18 protein-coding genes are annotated in these 18,425 nt (G+C 66.3%); 13 read left to right on the top strand and 5 right to left on the bottom strand.

Annotated features, from left to right (window positions below):
* Positions 1-383 (top strand): GDP-mannose 4,6-dehydratase (locus MLE42_RS03130; protein WP_243286415.1); only part of this gene is annotated, 383 nt, incomplete at its 5' end.
* Between the two features lie 77 nt (positions 384-460).
* Here the strand turns inward: MLE42_RS03130 and MLE42_RS03125 are convergent.
* Positions 461-1,126 carry a class I SAM-dependent methyltransferase gene (locus tag MLE42_RS03125; protein ID WP_243286414.1) on the bottom strand — a complete coding sequence of 222 codons (666 nt, stop codon included), beginning with the start codon at positions 1,124-1,126 and terminating at the stop codon, positions 461-463.
* Positions 1,127-1,272: 146 nt separating this feature from the next.
* On the opposite strand from MLE42_RS03125, the gene MLE42_RS03120 reads away from it, so the two are divergent.
* On the top strand, positions 1,273-2,253 hold the full coding sequence (locus tag MLE42_RS03120; RefSeq protein WP_243286413.1) for a glycosyltransferase: 981 nt from the start codon (positions 1,273-1,275) through the stop codon (positions 2,251-2,253).
* Here MLE42_RS03120 and MLE42_RS03115 read toward each other — a convergent pair.
* Complete coding sequence (locus tag MLE42_RS03115) at positions 2,250-3,695, bottom strand: capsule assembly Wzi family protein (RefSeq protein WP_243286412.1); 1,446 nt, start codon at positions 3,693-3,695, stop codon at positions 2,250-2,252. The genes MLE42_RS03120 and MLE42_RS03115 overlap by 4 nt on opposite strands.
* A gap of 329 nt (positions 3,696-4,024) precedes the next feature.
* On the opposite strand from MLE42_RS03115, the gene aroC reads away from it, so the two are divergent.
* From aroC to MLE42_RS03070, 9 genes are all read left to right on the top strand, one after another.
* Positions 4,025-5,149 (top strand): chorismate synthase, encoded by a 1,125-nt coding sequence (gene aroC / locus MLE42_RS03110; protein ID WP_243286411.1) that lies wholly within the window; start codon positions 4,025-4,027, stop codon positions 5,147-5,149.
* A gap of 84 nt (positions 5,150-5,233) precedes the next feature.
* Positions 5,234-6,397, top strand: coding sequence for an NAD(P)-binding domain-containing protein (locus MLE42_RS03105; RefSeq protein ID WP_243286410.1), 1,164 nt, complete (start codon positions 5,234-5,236; stop codon positions 6,395-6,397).
* The gene (hemC, locus tag MLE42_RS03100; protein WP_243286409.1) at positions 6,394-7,272 is read left to right on the top strand and encodes a hydroxymethylbilane synthase; all 879 of its coding nucleotides are present in this window, start codon (positions 6,394-6,396) and stop codon (positions 7,270-7,272) included. Before MLE42_RS03105 ends, hemC begins: the two co-directional genes overlap by 4 nt.
* Positions 7,269-7,958 carry a uroporphyrinogen-III synthase gene (locus MLE42_RS03095; protein WP_243286408.1) on the top strand — a complete coding sequence of 230 codons (690 nt, stop codon included), beginning with the start codon at positions 7,269-7,271 and terminating at the stop codon, positions 7,956-7,958. The genes hemC and MLE42_RS03095 overlap by 4 nt, the downstream gene beginning before the upstream one ends.
* Positions 7,952-8,929: a porphobilinogen synthase gene (hemB, locus tag MLE42_RS03090; protein ID WP_243286407.1), complete on the top strand. Its 978-nt coding sequence runs from the start codon at positions 7,952-7,954 to the stop codon at positions 8,927-8,929. Before MLE42_RS03095 ends, hemB begins: the two co-directional genes overlap by 7 nt.
* Positions 8,926-10,182 (top strand): glutamate-1-semialdehyde 2,1-aminomutase, encoded by a 1,257-nt coding sequence (gene hemL, locus MLE42_RS03085; RefSeq protein WP_243286406.1) that lies wholly within the window; start codon positions 8,926-8,928, stop codon positions 10,180-10,182. Before hemB ends, hemL begins: the two co-directional genes overlap by 4 nt.
* 71 nt (positions 10,183-10,253) lie before the next feature.
* Complete coding sequence (gene hemE / locus MLE42_RS03080; protein ID WP_243286405.1) at positions 10,254-11,243, top strand: uroporphyrinogen decarboxylase; 990 nt, start codon at positions 10,254-10,256, stop codon at positions 11,241-11,243.
* Positions 11,240-12,610 (top strand): oxygen-independent coproporphyrinogen III oxidase, encoded by a 1,371-nt coding sequence (hemN, locus tag MLE42_RS03075; RefSeq protein WP_243286404.1) that lies wholly within the window; start codon positions 11,240-11,242, stop codon positions 12,608-12,610. Before hemE ends, hemN begins: the two co-directional genes overlap by 4 nt.
* 145 nt (positions 12,611-12,755) lie before the next feature.
* Entirely contained in the window at positions 12,756-13,262 is a 507-nt protein-coding gene (locus tag MLE42_RS03070) for a protein-tyrosine phosphatase family protein (RefSeq protein WP_243286403.1), read from the top strand.
* A 6-nt stretch (positions 13,263-13,268) separates the two neighbouring features.
* Here the strand turns inward: MLE42_RS03070 and MLE42_RS03065 are convergent, their stop codons facing one another.
* On the bottom strand, positions 13,269-15,095 hold the full coding sequence (locus MLE42_RS03065; RefSeq protein ID WP_243286402.1) for an AMP-dependent synthetase/ligase: 1,827 nt from the start codon (positions 15,093-15,095) through the stop codon (positions 13,269-13,271).
* A 31-nt stretch (positions 15,096-15,126) separates the two neighbouring features.
* On the opposite strand from MLE42_RS03065, the gene MLE42_RS03060 reads away from it, so the two are divergent.
* Positions 15,127-16,047 (top strand): tyrosine recombinase XerC, encoded by a 921-nt coding sequence (locus MLE42_RS03060; protein WP_243286401.1) that lies wholly within the window; start codon positions 15,127-15,129, stop codon positions 16,045-16,047.
* A gap of 10 nt (positions 16,048-16,057) precedes the next feature.
* Complete coding sequence (locus MLE42_RS03055) at positions 16,058-16,744, top strand: fumarylacetoacetate hydrolase family protein (protein WP_243286400.1); 687 nt, start codon at positions 16,058-16,060, stop codon at positions 16,742-16,744.
* 7 nt (positions 16,745-16,751) lie between these two features.
* Here MLE42_RS03055 and MLE42_RS03050 read toward each other — a convergent pair whose 3' ends face one another.
* Positions 16,752-17,570: a DUF4388 domain-containing protein gene (locus tag MLE42_RS03050; protein WP_243286399.1), complete on the bottom strand. Its 819-nt coding sequence runs from the start codon at positions 17,568-17,570 to the stop codon at positions 16,752-16,754.
* Entirely contained in the window at positions 17,567-18,295 is a 729-nt protein-coding gene (locus tag MLE42_RS03045; protein ID WP_243286398.1) for a pyridoxine 5'-phosphate synthase, read from the bottom strand. The genes MLE42_RS03050 and MLE42_RS03045 overlap by 4 nt, the downstream gene beginning before the upstream one ends.
* Positions 18,296-18,425 lie beyond the last annotated feature (130 nt).

Here is an 18,425-nt window from a genome sequence, read left to right as displayed (position 1 = left end):
TGGCCATCACCCGCATGGCCAAGGGGGAGCCCATCCCCATCTACGGCGACGGGATGAACATCCGAGACTGGCTCTACGTGGAGGACCACTGCGCCGCCCTGGAGACCGTCATGCTCAAGGGCACGGCAGGCGAGACCTACTGTGTGGGCGGCGATAACGAGCAGACGAACCTGGCCCTCATCGATCTGCTCTGCGACCTGGTGGATGCGCATCTGGGGCGCGCGGAGGGCACCAGCCGGAAGCTGAAGACCTTTGTCCAGGACCGCGCCGGTCACGATCGCCGCTACGCCATCGATGCCACCAAAATCCGCGCCGAGCTGGCATGGAAGGCCGAGGTGGCCTTCAAAACGGGGTTGCGGAACACGGTGGCATGGTACTTATAGCCGAGGCGTTGGGATACCTCGGGCTCATCTGTCACCCGAGATCCGTGCTGGAAAATCCTACGATCTAGCGTTGGGTGCTATTTTTTGCCAAAGAACATATGAATTAAATATTTACGAGGTGCACGGCGAATCCATTTAAGCGTTGTCCAGAATCGCTTGCGGTAGAAACTAAATAATTTATTTAAGCGATCGAGTGAATCGTTCTGTGCAGGCGTCTTGATGCCGACGAAATATAGGTCGAAGGAATCCCAATTGCTGGCATGTCCCCATCCAGCCAACAGTTTAAGGCCTGGTACCTCCTTGAGATCGGAAGGCGTCAGATTGCGGTAGTAGTTCCATCCTTTTTCCACGGTAAGGGGGGAGGAACTCGGTTCGGAGGCGGCGGTACCATGCTCTTCGCGCCCCAATGTGGCGCACGTCATGACCACAAGGCCACCCGGGCGCACCAGGCGGATCATGTTGTCCAGGGTTTCCTTCCAGAAGGGGTTGTGCTCCATAGCCTCGCAGGAAATTACCATGTCAAAGGATGCATCTGGCGCGTCGTATCTCTGGCCTTCACAAACGATATCGACTCCTTTGCCCTCGGCGATGTCAATCCCGATGTAATCGCAATTGGTAAAAAAACTTCGGACGCTCCCATTAATATCCAGACTGCCCACCTCCAGCACGCGCTGCGAAGTGAATCGTTCTGGAAATAGGGATTGGACATGCTGGATGAACTCAAATTGTTCCCGATGGGCCACCATTTCCTCCGAAGATTATTGTATTATAATATATCGAATACAGCTTCCACGTCTAGTTCGCAGATAGCTCGCCTGACCCCATCCAAAACGATAGTTGGTTAGCCGGGAAACAAGATACATCATTCAAGAGGGAGCAGTCCACCGCGATGTCCAGACAGCCACTTATCTCCATCGCCCTTTGCACCTACAACGGGGCTCCATTTCTAGCGAAGCAATTAGACTCGTTGCTCGCTCAGGATTGGGAGAACTTGGAGATCGTGGCTGTAGATGATGGTTCTACGGATGGTACCCGGGACATCTTAATGGATTATTTATCGCGGGATAAGCGAATATCAGTATATTTTAATGAAAAAAATCTCGGCTTTTTATTAAATTTTGAGAAGGCCCTCACCCTCACGAAAGGCGCCTTTATCGCCCCATGTGATCAGGATGACTGGTGGTGTCCCACCAAACTGAAAGGCCTCCATGACGCCATCGGCGATCATGCCTTGGCCTACTGCGACTCGCTCTTCATGAGCGCTGATGGCCGTTCTCTGGAGAAGAGGGCATCCGATGTGCTCAACATGTACCAAGGCCACGATCCTGCGGCTTTCGTGTTCTCCAATTGCATTTCGGGTCACGCCATGTTGATCCGCAGGAGCCTGATGGAACGCGCGCTGCCCTTTCCTGCCGGATGTTTCCATGACTGGTGGCTTGCCTTTGTGGCCGTTTCTACCGAGGGTGTGGTCTTCGTTCCGGAACCCTGGGTCCACTACCGCCAGCATGCAGCCGCGCAGACCGATCTTTCGGGGCGTTCCCGTCAGCAGAGGCCCCAGGTCCTCCGTCTGCTGGAGCTGAGCCGCCGCCGGGATCTGATTTCGGCCATGGCTGACTACCCAAGCTCCCACCGTCCATACTTCAAGGCGCTCCTGGCCGCCTGGGACGACTGGCAGGAGAGTTGGATGGCCCCGCGTCTGGTCTCCCTTCTGCTGCAACGGAGAGACAGCCTATATTTCATCAACCTACGCGCCTCCAAGAGGCCGATCATGAGAGCCTTACGCTTCCTCTGGGGACTGAAGCTCAAGCGCCTGCTGAACCCCAGGCGCTATGGCCATGGACCTAAGCTGGACACCTCTCCCATGGGCTAGGGTCTGTTCATTACCCGGACGGCATAGCCGAGGCTCAAGATCCAATTGGAGCGGCGGTTCCCCGGAATGAAGAGGTCGGCTTGGTGCTGTTCAAAGGCGAAACTGCCACCGAATCGCCCGAGCGAAAGGGTCCACTGGGCCTCTAGTTGAACGTGGTAGAAATGGTCGTCTTCGCCGGGTGTGAAATTTGAAGTTGTCTCGGGCGAATCGCGGTCGAAGCGAATGGCGTCCAGGACCTGGAGGCGCATACGGCCCTGGCCGGGCAAACGAAGGCCGACGCTGACCCCCTGCGAGTAGACCTCCCCCCCAAGCGGCTGGCCCAGGCTGTCCCCGTACCGGGAATGACCGGAAAGGAACCGTCCATTCCCATACGTACGGAAAGTCGAAGCCGGGTAAGGCTGATTGTGGAGGTCGGAAAGCTCGAACCCTAGATCCCAGTGGTCGAACACCCATTGAACTCCAATGGTGTCATTGATGTGAACGAGACTCGGCGTGGCTTCGGCGTAAGCCCAGCCCCACAGGCTATCGGGAGAGGAGCCGGCAAGCCTGCCATTCCCCAGCTTGCGGGCCGCGAAACTGAGGTCATGGCTCCAGGCGGAGAACGGATGCCGCAGGAAGTCTCTCCACTGCCAGTTCACGTTGTTGGCGCCCCGGGAAAGGTGGATGGCCATGCCATGGGCTCCGAACCACCGGGCTGCGGTCTCTGGAAAGCGGATTCTGAGCTCCACGTTCGCCACCGCATTGGAAATGTTGTGGTAGCTGGAAGGTGGCGTGAATCGCTGGGAGGGGTCCGGATTTTGGGCATTGCCAGTGGTTTCGGCCACAAGTATGTTTTCGGCGCCCAGGTAGCCCAAAGGGTAGTTCCACCAGGAAAGGCCATTCAGGATGTTGCGGCCCTGGGCGTCGACGCCCCCCCATCTGGACACGACACCGAAATTCATATCGACATTCGGTCCGAAGGCGGCCTTGAGGCGAAGTCCACTGAAGTTGGGCCGCCGGATGTCTCCATGTGCCTCCAGACTTTGCTGAACCGTCCCAGGGTTGGATATCCATGCAGGGACCTGCCTGTCCCACTCCAGGCGTCCCAGGAATGTCTCGAACCCCCAGCTTCCGAGGGGTACGCCGAACAGGTGGAGGTCCACGGAGGGGCTTTCGAGGACAAGCCTCGGGACCGGATCGTGTGCGTCCCCGACCAGGTAGCCTCCGAACAGACCGTAGCCCCACTGGAATGGCTGTTTCTCCAGGCCCCAGCGCCATCCTCCCTGAGTGTGCTTCACCAGGCTGAACTCCAGCAGCCTGCCTCGGGTCAGGTGATCATCGACGTCCCTCAGGGCGGTTCCGAGAGCAGAGATCTCCCATCCATCGCGGCTCCACGTTCCGCCTGCCATCAGTCCGTGCCCAGAGGTGACGGATCCTTGGCCCACCCCATGGATCAGCGGCATCCAGGGCCCATCCGCATCTTTGGATACCGAGAGCAATCCAGCCGAGAGACTGAAGCCTTCCGATGGCCTGGAGGGGAGGGAGCGCACTAACGCCGAGGCAAGCCATTCATCATGAACAGCCTCAGAGCGGTCGGAGGCCATCGGTGTCTGGCAAAGAGCCTCTCGGCCGCCGAGACATACCGATAGAAGGAGAATAAGGCGGAGCGGTCGTATGGACATCGCTGAGGAGATCCGGAGAAGAGCTGGGGCGGTCGAGCGGAACGGACCGCGGTTGGACCATCCAGACCATGGGCTGATTACCGAGTGTAACCTGGGGCAAAGGCGGTTATATGCTCTTCGATTCCCCTTCTTCCTTCGGCCGGACCTTCCGCATCCTCACCTTCGGCGAAAGCCACGGGGCGGCGGTCGGGGTGGTGATGGACGGCGTGAAGCCGGGGCTGCCCTTCGATCTGGAGGCCATCCAGAGAGAACTGGATCGCCGCCGTCCCGGCCAGTCGGACCTGGTGACGCCACGGAATGAAGCGGACCGCGTACAGGTGCTCAGCGGTGTCTTCGAGGGACGCACCACCGGCCATCCCATTGCCCTGGTGGTGTTCAACGAGAACCAGCGGAGCGGTGACTACAAGGCCATCTCGGATCTGTTCCGGCCCGGCCACGCGGATCTCACCTACGACCGCAAGTACGGGATCCGCGACCCGCGCGGGGGCGGGCGCAGCAGTGGCCGGGAGACGCTGGCCCGCGTGGCCGCCGGCGCCTGGGCCAGGCAGCGGCTGGCCGAGCTGGGCGTGACGGTGCGCGGCTTCAACCGCGAGATCGCGGGCATCGGCGGAACCGAAGTGGATTGGGCCTTCGTGGAATCGAATCCTCTCCGGGTGGCGGATCCCGCGACCTTCCCGGCTCAGCGCGCTGCCGTGGAGTCCGCCCTGGCCGACGGGGACAGCGTGGGGGGCGTCTGCGAGGTGTGGATCGAAGGGCTGCCCGTGGGGCTGGGTGACCCCGCCTTCGGCAAGCTGGACGGGCTGTTGGCCCTGGCCTGCATGTCCATCGGCGCCGTGAAGGGCGTGGAATTGGGCGCGGGCTTCGAGAGCGCCCGCCGCCGCGGCAGCGAGAACAACGACCCGCTGGGACCGGAGGGGCCGCTGAAGAACGACGCCGGCGGCACCCTGGGCGGCATCAGCACCGGCGCCCCGGTGGTGGTGCGCCTGGCCGTGAAGCCCACCAGCTCGATCTCGAAGGCTCAGAAGACCATCGACCGCGACGGCCATGCCGCGGACATCTCGACCAAGGGGCGCCACGATCCCTGCATCGCGCCGCGCATTGTGCCGGTGGCGGAAGCCATGTGCGCCCTGGTGGTCTACGACGCCTGGCTGACCCAGCAGGCGCTTCGGGAGGGCTCGGTGGCCCCGCTGGCGGAATGGGACTGGCAGGCCATCGAGGGGTTGTTCCGGGGATGATCGTTGTGATGACCGCCACGTTCGTGGCGCCATGACGAACTGATGACCTTGCCCGCCCAGGGCCAATTGACAATCGGATCCGATATGGAACCCGTCCTCCTCAGTTTCCACGCTCCCATCCATGACCTGGAGCAGGTGGCCCAGCATGTGGTGCGAGATGGCGTGCCGGCCCGCCTGCGGGACTGGCAGCGTGCCACCGGTGCCCGGGAGCTGGTGTACCTGGCCACCTGCCAGCGCGTGCTCTGGATGGTGTGGGGTGGCGACCCCTCTGCGCTGGATCCGGGGATGGGCGTGCGCCGTTATGAAGGCGAAGAGGCCTGGGTGCACCTGCTCGCCATGTCTGCGGGGCTGGAGTCCGCCAACCTGGGTGATCGCGAGATCCCTGGCCAGATGAAGGACGCCCTCGAGCAGGCCCGCCAGGTGGGTGTGGCCGGCGACGAGGCCCAGGCGGTCTTCGAGGACGTGATCCGCGAAGGCCAGCGCCTGCGGTCCCGCCTTGGCCTGGCCGATGGCAACGTGAGCGTGGCCACCGTGGCCCTCAAGCACCTCTGCGAGGGGCTGCCGGAGGGCTCCGCCATCGCCCTGGTGGGCGTGGGCCCCATGACCCAGTACCTGGCCGAGCGCCTGCCGGAGCGCGGCTTCAAGGTGTCCGTCGCCAACCGCACCAAGAGCAAGGCCCACGACCTGGCGGACCCCCTGGGCCTGGCGGTGGTGGACCTGCCCGTGCTCCAGCGCGACCCTGCGGGATTCCAGGCCATCGTGAGCGCCACGGCCGCGCCCGAGCCGATCTTCACCCTGGACGCATGGCAGACCCTCAAGCGTCCCCTCCTCCGCATCCTCGACCTGGCCCTGCCGCCGGATTCCGAGCCCGGCCTGGAGCAGCTGCCCTGGGTGCATCGTGTGGACCTCTCGGCCTTCCTGGCCCAGACCGCCACCGCCCGGGCCCAGCGCGCCGAGGCAGCCACCAAGGCCGAGGCCTTCCTGGTGGGGGCCGCCGGCCGCCTGCGCCACCGCGCCCATGCGCGGGGCCACAAGCGCCACCTGGCCTCCGCCCAGGAGCGCCTGGATTCCGCCTGGGGAGCCCTGGAGGCCGAAGTGAAGGCCCTTGAAGATTCCATGCAAGGGCTGGACGAGAGCCAGCGTGAGGCCCTCAAGGAAATCCTGACCAGGGGCCGGACCCTGGCCTTCCGGGCCCTGATCCAGACCCAGCCCAAACCGGACCCGAACGGAGAGGCAGCCAAATCATGAAGCACGTCACCGTCGCCACCCGCGGATCCGCCCTGGCCGTGGGCCAGGCCGAGCCTCTGGTGAGGTTCCTCGAATCGAAGGGCTACGAAGTGTCCTGGCGGAAGTTCTCCACCTCCGGCGACCAGTGGCTGCAGGGCCCCCTGGACAAGCAGGTGGGCGGAGGCTTCTTCACCAAGGAACTGGAGGACGCCATGGCCGCCGGCGCGGCCGACCTCCTCATCCACAGCTTGAAGGACGTCTCCCTTGAGCGCCCCGCGGGCATCGTCTCCGCCTGCATCCCCAAGCGGGAGGACCCCTCCGACTGGCTGGTGATGCGACCGGACGCGCCCGAGAATCTCACCATCGGCACCAGCGCCGTGCGGCGCGAGCGCGTCCTCAGCCAGCTCTTCCCCAAGGCGCAGTTCACCTGGATCCGCGGCAACGTCCAGACCCGCCTCCAGCGGGTGCGGGACGGCGTCCTGCGGGACGCGCCCCTCCATGCGACGCTCCTGGCCGCGGCCGGCCTCAAGCGCCTGGGGCTCGACCTGTCCGGCCTCACCGTCCGCCCTCTGACGCCCGAGGAGCTGCCTTCGGCGCCGGGGCAGGGAGCCCTCCTGGCCGAGGCCCGGGCCGATCGGCCGGATCTCGTGGAGGTCCTGGCCGAGGTTCACGACGCCATGACCGCCCGCTGCGTCACACTGGAGCGCCAGGTCCTGGCTGGCATCGGCGGCGGCTGCCAGCAGCCCCTGGGCGCCCTGGCCACCCCGCAGGCGGACGGCACCCTGCTGCTCCGCGCGGCCTACGCGCCGGCAGGGGAGCTCCGCCGCGCCGAGGCACGAGGCACCAATGACGCGGCCCTGCTGAAGACCGTCCTCCAGGGCATCGGCCTGTCATGACCTCCGCGGCCGCGCCCCGCCTGGCTCTGGCCAGGCCCGCCCAGCATCCGCTGGCGGACACGGTGCGCAAAGCCGGCTGGGAGCCCGTGCCCTATGCCTTCACCAGCCTGAAGGTCATGGCCCAGGCCCTCCCGATGCCATTCGAAGCGGCCCAGGCCTTCGTGGCCCTGAGTCCCGCCGGCGCCAAGGTCGCCTCTGCGGTTCTCCCGGCCGGAACGGTCTGTCTGCTCCAGGGGGCTGGCACGGCCGAGGCCCTGGGACGGGAGGACCTGGAGATCCACCTCCCCGCCGAGGCCCGGGCCGAGGCTCTGTGGGACCTCCTTCGCACCCGGTTCCCCGAGGGCGGCGACTTCATCCTGGCCCGGGGTGAGCGGAGCCGCGAGTACCTGGAAGCGGCGACCCGGGGAAGCGCCTGGCGGATCCATCCCTGGATCACCCACCGCGAGGTGGCCCGCGATCCTTTCCCGCCGTTGCCGGACGTGGCGGGCGTGCTCGCCCTGAGCCCCTTCCAGGCGGAAATCCTCGCGCCCATCGCCCTCGACGTGCAGCGCTTCGCCTGGGGCGAGGCCACCGCCGAAGCCTTCGCGCGGGCGGGTGCGCCCGCGCACGCCCACTGCGAACCCAAGCCCAGCCTGCTCTGGGCCATGCTCGCGCAGCACCTGAAGAAGGAGGAGTCCCCATGCTGAACCGCTCCCGCCGCCTCCGCACCAGCGCCGCCATGCGCAACCTGGTCGCCGAGACCGATCTCCGGCCGCGCCACCTCATCCAGCCCCACTTCGTGACGCCCCAGGCGGGCAGCACCGAGATCGCCAGCATGCCCGGCATCGTCAATGCCGGCGTGGAGGAGACGGTCCGGCAGGTGGAGAAGGATCTGAAGAAGGGGCTCTCCAGCGTGCTGCTCTTCGGCGTGCCGGACGATGCCTCCAAGACCCCCGATGCCCGCTACGCCTGCGACCACAACGGCGTGGTGCCCGTGGCTGTGAAGGCGCTGAAGAAGGCCTTCGGCTCGGACCTCATCGTCATGACCGATGTCTGCCTCTGCGGCTGCACCAGCCACGGCCACTGCGGCATCGTGGACGAGAACGGCGTGGTGCGCAACGACGAGACCCTGCCCATCCTGGCCGAGATGGCCCTGCGCCACGCCGAGGCGGGCGCCGATGTGGCCTCCCCCAGCGACATGATGGACGGCCGGGCCGGCGCCATCCGCGAGCTCCTGGACAAGAACGGCTTCACCCAGACCAGCATCCTCTGCTACGCCATCAAGCACTCCGGCGCCTACTACGGCCCCTTCCGCGAGGCCGCCCACAGCAGCCCGAAATTCGGCGACCGCAAGACCTACCAGATGGACCCCCGCAACGCCCGCGAGGGGCTGCGGGACGCGCTGCTCGACATCGACGAGGGCGCGGACATGCTCATGGTCAAGCCCGCCCTGCCGAACCTGGACCTCATCTGGCGCCTGCGGGAGCGCACCCTGGCGCCCATCTGCGCCTACCACGTGTCCAGCGAGTTCAGCAGCGTGAAGGCCGCCGACCGCCTGGGCTGGGTGAACGGCGACCAGCTGATGTACGAGCACCTCATCGCCATCCGGCGCGCCGGCGCCGACATGATCGTCACCTACGCCGGCCGCGAGGCCGTGGAGAAAGGCTGGATCTCGTGAGCAACGACACCCTGTTTGCCGAAGCCCTGACCCACTTCCCCGGAGGCGTCTCCAGCCCCGTGCGGGCCTTTCGGGCCGTGGGCGGCACGCCCAAGTTCTTCAAGAAGGCCAGCGGCGCCTGGTTTGAAGACGAGGACGGGCAGCGCTTCCTCGACCTCTGCATGTCCTGGGGTCCGCTGATCCTGGGTCACGCCCATCCGGACATCCTGGCGGCAGTGACCGAGTCCATGAAGGAGGGCCTCACCTTCGGCGCGCCCAGCCGCCGCGAGCTGGCCCTGGCCCGCAAGATCAAGGCGATGGTGCCCTTCGTGGAGAAGATGCGCTTCGTGTCCTCGGGCACGGAAGCCGTCATGTCCGCCCTGCGCGCCGCCCGCGGCTTCACGGGCCGGGACCGCATCCTGAAGTTCGAGGGCTGCTACCACGGGCACAGCGATGGCCTGCTGGTGAAGGCGGGATCGGGCCTCATCACCTTCGGCGCCCCCACCAGCGCGGGCGTGCCCAAGGGCATCGCCGAGCTGACCTCCGTGGTCACGCTCGACGACCTGGAGACTCTGGAGCGCACCTTCGCCGAGATCGGCAATGAGCTGGCTGCGGCCATCATCGAGCCCATCCCCGCCAACAACGGCCTGCTGCTCCAGCGGCCCGAGTTCCTCAAGCGCCTGCGGGAGCTCTGCACCAAGCACGGCGTGGTCCTCATCTTCGACGAGGTCATCAGCGGCTTCCGCGTGGCCCCCGGCGGCGCGGCGGAACGCCTGGGCATCACGCCCGACCTGGCCACCTACGGCAAGATCATCGGCGGCGGCATGCCCGTGGGCCTCTACGGCGGCCGCAAGGACATCATGGGCGTGGTGGCGCCGGACGGCCCCGTCTACCAGGCGGGCACGCTGTCGGGCAATCCTGTGGCCATGGCTGCGGGGCTCGCCACCATGGAGAAACTGACCCCGGCCTTCTACGCCGAGCTGGAAGCCAACGCCGCCAAGTGGGCCGCCGCCTTCGAGGCCATCCCCGGCCTCCACTGCCCCCGCTACGGCAGCCTGCTGTGGCCCCTGTTCCAGGACGGTGTGCGCCGCAGCGACGCCGTGAAGGGCGAGGCCATCAGCACCTTCAACCGCCTGCACAAGGCCCTGCTGGGCCAGGGCGTCTACCTGCCGCCCAGCGGCTACGAAGTGGCCTTCCTCGGCGCCGCCCACGGCGAGCCAGAGCTGGCCCACTTCAAGCAGGCCGTGGCCGCCGTGGCCAAGGATTTTGCCTGATTCTCAGAGGCGCTGGTCATTTCCCCGCGCGCCTTCCCTGGTTTCTGTGATGACATGTTTTTGGTGATGTGATGACCCAGCCCCTCCTCCGTGTCCTGAACGGCGAAGCCCTCGACAAGCCCCCGGTGTGGTTCATGCGCCAGGCCGGGCGCTTCCTGCCCGAGTACCGCGCCGTGCGGGCCAAGGCCACCTTCGAGCAGCTGCTCAACGACTCGGACCTGGCCGCGGAAGTGACGCTGCAGCCCATCCGCCGCTTCCCCCAGATCGATGGCGCCATCATCTTCAGCGACATCCTCGTGATCCTCGACGCCCTGGGCTGCGAGGTGACGATCCCAGAGGGCGGGCCGCGCATCGGCAAGACGCTGGACCAGATCGACATCAACCGTCCCCTCGACGAGTCGGTGTTCGAGCCGGTCTGCACGGCCATCCGCAAGGTGAAGAAGGAGCTGCCCGCCAAGGTGACCATGCTCGGCTTCGCCGGCGCCCCCTGGACCCTGCTGGCCTACGGCATCGAAGGGAGGGGAAGCAGATCCTGGGCGAAGGCCAAGGCCTTCCTGCACCAGGAGCCGGTGCTGGCGCGCAAGTGGCTGGACAAGCTGGCGGACGCCGCGGCCCGCCTGCTGAACCTGCATATCGAAGCTGGCGCCCAGGGCGTGCAGCTCTTCGACACCTGGGCTGGCGAGCTGGATGCGGACGACTACGCCACCTTCGCTCTGCCGGTGGTGGAGCGCACGCTGTCCCAGGTCACCGCCGCCCCGACGCTCTTTTTCGCCCGCACGGGCTACCTGCCGGACAGCCTCAACCAGCTGCCCTGCAAGGGGCTGGCGGTGCCCTGGCAGGTGCCCATCACCGAGGCCCGCCGCCGCTTCCCCAAGATGGTGCTCCAGGGCAACCTCGATCCCATCGCGCTGCTGGCCGGGGCGGATACCGCCAAGCGGAAGGCGCGGGCCATCGTGGACGCCATGAAGGGCCATCCCCACATCTTCAACCTGGGCCACGGGCTGGTGCCCGAAACCGATCCCGCCGTGGTCGCGGCCGTCCTTGACGAGGTGAAGGCATGAACCAGCTCGCCGATCTCATCCGCCGCTACGACCGGCCCGGGCCGCGCTACACGGGCTACCCCATGCCGCCGGCCTGGTCCGACGACTTCCCGGAGCCCGAGGTCCTCTCGGCCTTGGAGCGCGCCGATGCCCGCAAGGACGAGACCCTGTCGCTCTACCTGCACATCCCCTTCTGCCCGCGCCGGTGCGCCTACTGCGGCTGCAACGTGGTGGTGAGCCCCCAGTACGATCCCGTGGAGGCCTACCTCGCCGCGGTGACGAAGGAGCTGGATCTCGTCTGCTCCCGCCTGAAGGACCGCCGCAAGGCCCTCCAGCTGCACTGGGGCGGCGGCACGCCCACCTACCTGAAGGCGGCGGACCTCACGCGCACCTTCAACCTGTTCAAGGAGCGCTTCGAGTTCCAGCCCGGGGCCGAGATCGCCATCGAGGTGGATCCCACCTTCCTGGAGCCTGATCAGCTGCCGACACTCCGCAAGCTGGGCTTCAACCGGGTGTCCTTCGGCGTGCAGGACCTGGACGAGAACGTGCAGGCTCTCATCACCCGCGGCCAGACCTGGGACCACACCCTGACGGCCATGAAGCAGTGCCGGGACCTGGGCTTCGAGGGCGTGAATCTGGACCTGGTCTACGGCCTGCCCGGCCAGACCATGGACACCTTCCGCCGCACCCTGGAGTCCACCCTGGAGCTGTCGCCGGACCGCATGGCCATCTATGGCTTCGCCTACCTGCCCAGCATCATGCCCTTCCAGCGGAGCATCCCCGCCGAGACGCTGCCCTCCCCGGATCTGCGCCTGGACCTGCTCCTCCTGGCCTCGGACATCCTGGAGAAGGCGGGCTACGTGGCCATCGGCATGGACCACTTCGCCCACCCGAACGATCCCATGGCCAAGGCCGTGAACGAGGGCCGCCTCATCCGCAACTTCATGGGCTACGCGGTGGCCGCCGGCACGGACCTGGTGGGTTTCGGCCCCAGCGCCATCTCCAATGTGGCGGGTGTCTACTCCCAGAACGAGAAGATCCTGGCCAAGTGGGAGCGCAGCATCACGGACGGCCACCTGGCGGTCCACAAGGGCCATCGCCTCTCCGAGGACGATGAGCTGCGCCGCTGGGTGATCCACCACCTCATGGGCCACTTCGAGTTGAGGTGGGCCGACCTGAAGCAGCGCTTCGACGTGGACGGTCCCGTCCTGTTCGCCGATGCCGTCGCCCAGCTCCAGGAGGAGGTTCCCCAGGGCACCGTGGAGGTCCGGCCCGAGGGCATCTTCATCACCCAGCTCGGCCGGCGCTTCGTGCGCAACCTGGTGCAGCCTTTCGATGCCTACCTGGCCAAGCTCAGCGCCAAGACGCCTTTTTCCAGGACAGTGTGACGTCCGGCATTGAATAGCTGACCACAAGGCCTACATTAAGGACTGTGGAGACCCGCCCGCCCGGGCCTTGGCTCCGCAGCCGAAGGCCCCTCCGGTGGTCTCCGCGAACCGGCCTGGACATCCAGGCGATCTCGCGGAGGGTTCCATGTTCCGGACCATGCTTCTCCTGCTCCCGGCGCTTGTGCTCCAGGCCGGGGAGTCGGCCATCCCCAACTCGGTGGAAGTGCGCTCCGGCGTCTTCGTCCTGAAGGGACCGCCCAATCCGGCGACGTGCGTGGCCATGAAGAAGGAGCACATCACCCACGTCATCGACCTCCGCCGGGACGACGAGCCTGATCTGGACTGCGAGTCCGAATCCTCCCGCCTGCAGGATCTGGGGATCCACTACCTCCGGTACGCCATCAGCAAGACGCCCCCCGCCGCGGATTTCGATTTCCTGAGGTCGGTGCTGAGGGACATGCCGAAGGGCTCGAAGGTCGTCGTCCATTGCAGCAATGGCAACCGTGCCGCCGCCGCCGTCTGCCCATGGCTGGTGCTCGACAAGGGCATGCCCGTGGCCGAGGCGATGCGGATCGCCACCGAAGCCGGCATGAAGGCCCCGGAGACCCAGGAGGCCGTGCGGCGCTATCTGGCCCGGCAGGGCCGGACCTGAGCCGGTTCAGATTCTGGAGTCCTGGTACATCGCCTCGATCTGCTTGGCGTACATCTCATTGATGACGCGGCGCTTCACCTTCAGGGAAGGGGTGAGCTGGCCACCTTCGAGGGTCATCTCCTCGGAGAGGAGGGTCATCTTCTTGATGCGTTCGTAGTTCGAGAGACGCTCGTTGATCCGCTCGACGCGGCTGCCGACCTTGGCGTACACCAGGGGGTTCTGGATGAGGTCGGCGTGGCTCTTGAAGGTGATCTTCTTGTAGCCGGCCCAGCGGACCAGGCTGTCGAAGTTCGGCACGATGAGGACACTGATGAAGTTCCGCTTATCGCCGATGAGCACGGCCTGGGAGATGTATTTGTCCACCTTGAGCATGTTCTCGATGGGCTGAGGGGCCACCTTCTTGCCGCCGCTGGTGACGATGAGCTCCTTCTTCCGGTCCGTGATGTAAAGACGGCCCTGGTCGTCGAGGTGGCCGATGTCGCCGGTGTGGAAATAGCCGTCCGCGTCGATGGCCTCCCGCGTGGCCGCTTCATTGTTCCAGTAGCCCACCATGATGTTCGGCCCCTGGCACAGGATCTCGCCGTCCTCCGCGATCTTCACGAAGGGACGCCCTTCCCAGTCCTGGTAGAGCGGCCTCCCCACGCAGCCGGGAATCACGTCACCCAGACGGTTCACGGTGATGACGGGGCTGGTCTCGGTCAACCCGTATCCTTCGAGGATGGGCAGTCCGATGATCCAGAAGAACTCCATGATCTTGCCGCCCAGGGGGGCGCCGCCGCTGATGGCGATCTTCAGGCGCCCGCCGGTGCGCTGGCGGATCTTCTCAAAGACGACGGCCTTGGCGGTGCGGTACCACATGCCCTTCCAGGAAGGCGGTTCCTGGCCCTTCATGAGGTAGGGCACGGCCTGGCGGCCCGCCAGCATGGCCCAGTGGAAGATCAGGCGCTTGATGAAGCTGCCCGCCGATACCGTGTCGTAGATCTTCGCGAAGATCTTCTCGTAGATGCGCGGGACCGAGGCCATGAGGGTGGGGCGGACCTCGAGCATGTCGGCCGCCACGGTGGCGACGCTCTCGGCGTAGTAGATGGAGGCGCCGGCATGGAACCACAGGAAGTGGCCGGCCATGCGCTCGAAGATGTGGGTGAGGGGCAGGAAGCTCAGGGCCCGCTCGCCCTCCCCGATGTTGCTCACGGTCGCGCGGGAGGCGAGGACGTTGGACACCAGGTTGCCGTGGGTGAGCATGGCGCCCTTGGGATCCCCAGTGGTGCCGGAGGTGTAGATGAGGGTGAGGATGTCCGAGGGCTTCCGCTGCTCGCCCCAGGCGCGGACTTCGGGACGGCGGGCCTCCATGGCCTCTCCTTCGCGCAGGAGGTCGGACCACAGGAACAGGGTGCGGCCCGTGTCCGCGGGCAACTCACCGTCGATCAGGATTGCGGCCTCGAGGCGGGGAAGCTCGCTCCAGTGGCCCAGCACCTTGTCCAGTTGCTCGCGGGTGGAGCAGAGCACCCAGCGGGCCTCGCTGTCCTTGAGGATGTAGGCGGCCTGTTCGGCGTTCAGCGTGGCGTAGATGGTGACATCCGGAATGCCCTGGATGGCGCAGGCGAAGTCCGCGATGGCCCACTCCGGGCGGTTCTCCGACAGGAAGGCCACCCGGTCTCCGGCCTTGAGCCCATGGGCCGCCATGGCCAGCGCCAGTCGCTCGACCCGGACCACCACCTCCGTGTGGGAGATGGGCACGTAGACCCCGTTCTGCTTGGACGCCAGCGCGTCCGGAAGGTTCCTCTCCGCAGCGGCATAGAAAAGCTGGGCAATGGTCTCTACTGGCTGCGCCACAATGACTCCAGACACTTGGGGATGTGTGGACATGGTAGCAGGGAAGGGCGCGGTACCGCTGGGGGAGGGCATCCAGGCCTTCCACCTGGAGCAGCGTGCCCGGGGCGTGTCGCCGCACACCGCTCGCGCCCAGACGGGTGATCTGGACAAACTGCTGGACCACGCCGTCCGCTGCCGGTGGGGTGGCTGGGAGGTGAGCCCGCGCACGGTGCGGGGCTTCGCGCTGGAGCTGGGGGACCGGGGCCTCGATCCGGCGAGCCAGGCCCGCATCCTCTCGACGGCCCGCACCTTCTTCCGTTGGCTGTGGGAGACCCGGCGCATCTCGAAGAACCCCGCCTCGGGCCTGCGGAATCCCAAGCAGCCCAAGCGCCTGCCCGCCTTCCTCACGGAGGGCGAGAGTCAGGCCTTGCTGGATCTTCCTCCCGCCGTGGACTTCCCGTCGGCGCGCCTGGCCTGCCTGCTGGAGCTGCTCTACGCCTCGGGCCTGCGCGTGTCCGAGCTGGTGGGCCTGGACCTGCAGGATCTGCTCATGGAGCAGCGGACGCTGCGGGTGCTGGGCAAGGGGCGCAAGGAGCGCCTGGTGCCCTACCACGCGCAGGCGGCGGCCATCCTGGATGCCTACCTGGGGTTAAGGTCCGCCTTCCTCGCGCAGAAGGAACTGCCCCCGAGCCCGGCCCTCTTCCTCAACCAGCGGGGCGGAAGGCTCACGCCCACCAGCGTGCGGGCCCTGCTGCGGTCTGCCCTCGAGGCGGCGGCGGTGCGATCGCGGGTGAGTCCCCATGCCCTTCGGCACAGCTTCGCCACGCATCTGCTGAACCGCGGGATGGACCTGCGCGCCATCCAGGAACTGCTGGGCCACGCAAGCCTTAGCACCACCCAGCGCTACACTCATCTGGGCCTGGAAGAGCTGGCCCGGACCTACGAAAAAGCCCATCCCCGGGCGAAAGGCTAGGAGCTCCACCATGACATTCGTCATTCCCGCCCCCACCGCACCGACGCTTCCGGTCCTGGATATCGACGGCCAGTTTCCCGTGCGCAGGGTCTACTGCGTGGGTCGGAATTACGCGGACCACGCGCGGGAGATGGGCGGGAACCCGGACCGGGAGCCTCCGTTCTTCTTCGGGAAGCCGTCGGATACGGTGGTGCCGCGCGGCGGTGACATCGCCTACCCGCCCCTCACCTCCAACCTGCATCATGAGGTGGAACTGGTGGTGGCCCTGGGCGGCGGCGGACGGGACATCCCCGCGGAGAAGGCCCTGGCTTGCGTGTACGGCTATGCCGTGGGCATCGACCTCACCCGCCGGGACCTCCAGGCCAAGTTCAAGGACAAGGGCCAGCCCTGGGAGATGGCCAAGGGCTTCGACCAGTCGGCGCCCGTGTCCGCGGTGATGCCGGCCTCGCGCTGCGGCCATCCGGCCACTGGCGCCATCTGGCTGGCCGTGGACGGTGTCGACCGCCAGCGCGGCGACCTGGCGCAGATGACCTGGAACGTGGCGGAGGTGATCGCCCACCTCTCCGCCTATGTGGCCTTGGCGCCTGGCGATCTCATCTTCACCGGCACGCCTTCGGGCGTGGGGGCGCTGGTGCGCGGGAACCGCGTGACCTGCGGCATCGAGGGCATCGGCGACCTGGCGATCACCCTGATCTGATCTCGAATCAGGGTGCGGGCCGCACCTTCACGTGGGCGCCCTCGGAGAGCCCCCAGGCCTGCATCAGCTCCCGGGGGATGGCCACGTGCTTCTCGGCGAGCCCGGGCATGAATTCCACCCGCTCCACGGCCGGCCCCTTGGGCCAGATGACCCTCAGGTTGCTGACACCGTGACGATAGGGGCCGAGAACGGTCCACCAGCCTTCCATGGCGGCGGGAAGGCCGAGGTGGTCGCCTTTCCTGAAAAGACCGGTCTTCAGCTCGGCGACGGTGACATGGGCGTCCGGCTCCAGCACTTCAAGACGGCCCGCCTCCTTGAGCAGGGAGGCCGCCTGCAGCACGGTCACATCGTTCTGCCCTGTGGCGGCCATGATGTCCTGGAAGTCGCGGTAGCCGTCGAAAAAGGGCATGACCCGGCGATCCTCGGCGAACACCTTGATGCCTTCCAGGAGCTGAGGCGGACGCAGGGTGGGCCAGGGCACCGCCGTGAGCCTGGGAAAGATGCCATGGAGCCGCCGGCGGCTGTCCTGAAGACGCGCGGAGTCCATGAGCAGGTCCGGCACCGTGCGACGGATCGAGGCCGGAGCCTGGATCTGGGTGGCGAGGAACTCGAAGTGGCCGGTCACCCATTCCAGGATCTCGAAGGCGGCCGTCTCGCCCCGCGCCGCCACGGTCTCAGCGTGGATCACCTCGCCACCGGAGAAGTAGAGCACGCCGCTGACCTTCCCCGAGGTGACCTGGAGCATGCCCGTCTTCCGGTTGGCGTGCAGGAGCTGCGCCACATCGGTGAGGGAAATGCTCTCCAGGGTACCGCGGAGATTGCTCAAGGCCTGGCCTCCGCCATGGCGGCCAGCATCTCCTCCACGGACCGTTCCAGGCCCACGAGCACCGCCCGTCCGATGAGGCTGTGGCCGATGTTCAGCTCCTCGATCTCGGGGATCGCGGCGATGGGCCCCACGTTCTGGAGGGTCAGGCCGTGCCCGGCGAGGATGCGCAGGCCCAGCCGGCTGCCCAGACGGGCCGCGTCGCGGATCCGGCCCAGTTCCAGCGTCGGGTCGGAATCCATGGGCAGGTCGCTGTAGATCCCCGTGTTCAGCTCCACCGCGTCGGCCTCCAGCTTGGCCGCCATCTTCACCTGGTCCAGCACAGGATCGACGAACAGGCTCACGTGGATCCCCGCGCTGCGGAGCTCCCGCATGACCGGGCGCAGCATGCCCTGGAGGAAGATGGCGTCCAGGCCTCCCTGGGTGGTGAGTTCCTCCCGGCTTTCGGGCACCAGGGTCATCCAGGAGGGTCGGAACGGGACCACCGCTTCCAGAGTCTCCGGCGTCGCGGCGCATTCCACATTCAGGGGGATGGCGAGGACCTCCTTCAGGACGCGGAGGTCACGGTCCTGGATGTGGCGGCGATCGCTTCGGAGATGCACGGTGATGCCGTGGGCCCCGGCGCTCTGGGCCAGCAGGGCCGCCGCCACGGGTTCGGGTTCGTGGCCGCCCCGGGCCTGCCTGAGGGTGGCCACATGGTCGATATTCACGCCAAGCCTGAGGTTCAATGCGGGCTCCAGTAGCTGATGCCTCTTAGCTTACCCTCCAATCGGCCGCAGAAAGGCCGAGCGTGAATTTCAAAAAAAGGAGTTGAAACATTCATTTTTGGAACCATGCTTGTTCCATGGCTGACTCCCC

Source organism: Geothrix terrae (genome assembly GCF_022808775.1).
Lineage (GTDB): Bacteria > Acidobacteriota > Holophagae > Holophagales > Holophagaceae > Geothrix > Geothrix terrae.
Note: the sequence above shows the minus strand (reverse complement) of the source record. Positions and strands in the feature narration are given on the sequence as shown.

Bases quoted from the DNA above. Each gene is read 5' to 3' on its own strand.
- MLE42_RS03070 (WP_243286403.1), top strand. From the start codon at position 12,756: ATGTTCCGGACCATGCTTCTCCTGCTCCCGGCGCTTGTGCTCCAGGCC.
- MLE42_RS03055 (WP_243286400.1), top strand. From the start codon at position 16,058: ATGACATTCGTCATTCCCGCCCCCACCGCACCGACGCTTCCGGTCCTG.
- MLE42_RS03120 (WP_243286413.1), top strand. From the start codon at position 1,273: ATGTCCAGACAGCCACTTATCTCCATCGCCCTTTGCACCTACAACGGG.
- hemE (WP_243286405.1), top strand. From the start codon at position 10,254: ATGACCCAGCCCCTCCTCCGTGTCCTGAACGGCGAAGCCCTCGACAAG.
- hemC (WP_243286409.1), top strand. From the start codon at position 6,394: ATGAAGCACGTCACCGTCGCCACCCGCGGATCCGCCCTGGCCGTGGGC.
- MLE42_RS03060 (WP_243286401.1), top strand. From the start codon at position 15,127: ATGGTAGCAGGGAAGGGCGCGGTACCGCTGGGGGAGGGCATCCAGGCC.
- MLE42_RS03095 (WP_243286408.1), top strand. From the start codon at position 7,269: ATGACCTCCGCGGCCGCGCCCCGCCTGGCTCTGGCCAGGCCCGCCCAG.
- MLE42_RS03115 (WP_243286412.1), bottom strand. From the start codon at position 3,695: ATGCCGCTGATCCATGGGGTGGGCCAAGGATCCGTCACCTCTGGGCAC.
- aroC (WP_243286411.1), top strand. From the start codon at position 4,025: ATGCTCTTCGATTCCCCTTCTTCCTTCGGCCGGACCTTCCGCATCCTC.
- hemB (WP_243286407.1), top strand. From the start codon at position 7,952: ATGCTGAACCGCTCCCGCCGCCTCCGCACCAGCGCCGCCATGCGCAAC.
- hemN (WP_243286404.1), top strand. From the start codon at position 11,240: ATGAACCAGCTCGCCGATCTCATCCGCCGCTACGACCGGCCCGGGCCG.
- MLE42_RS03105 (WP_243286410.1), top strand. From the start codon at position 5,234: ATGGAACCCGTCCTCCTCAGTTTCCACGCTCCCATCCATGACCTGGAG.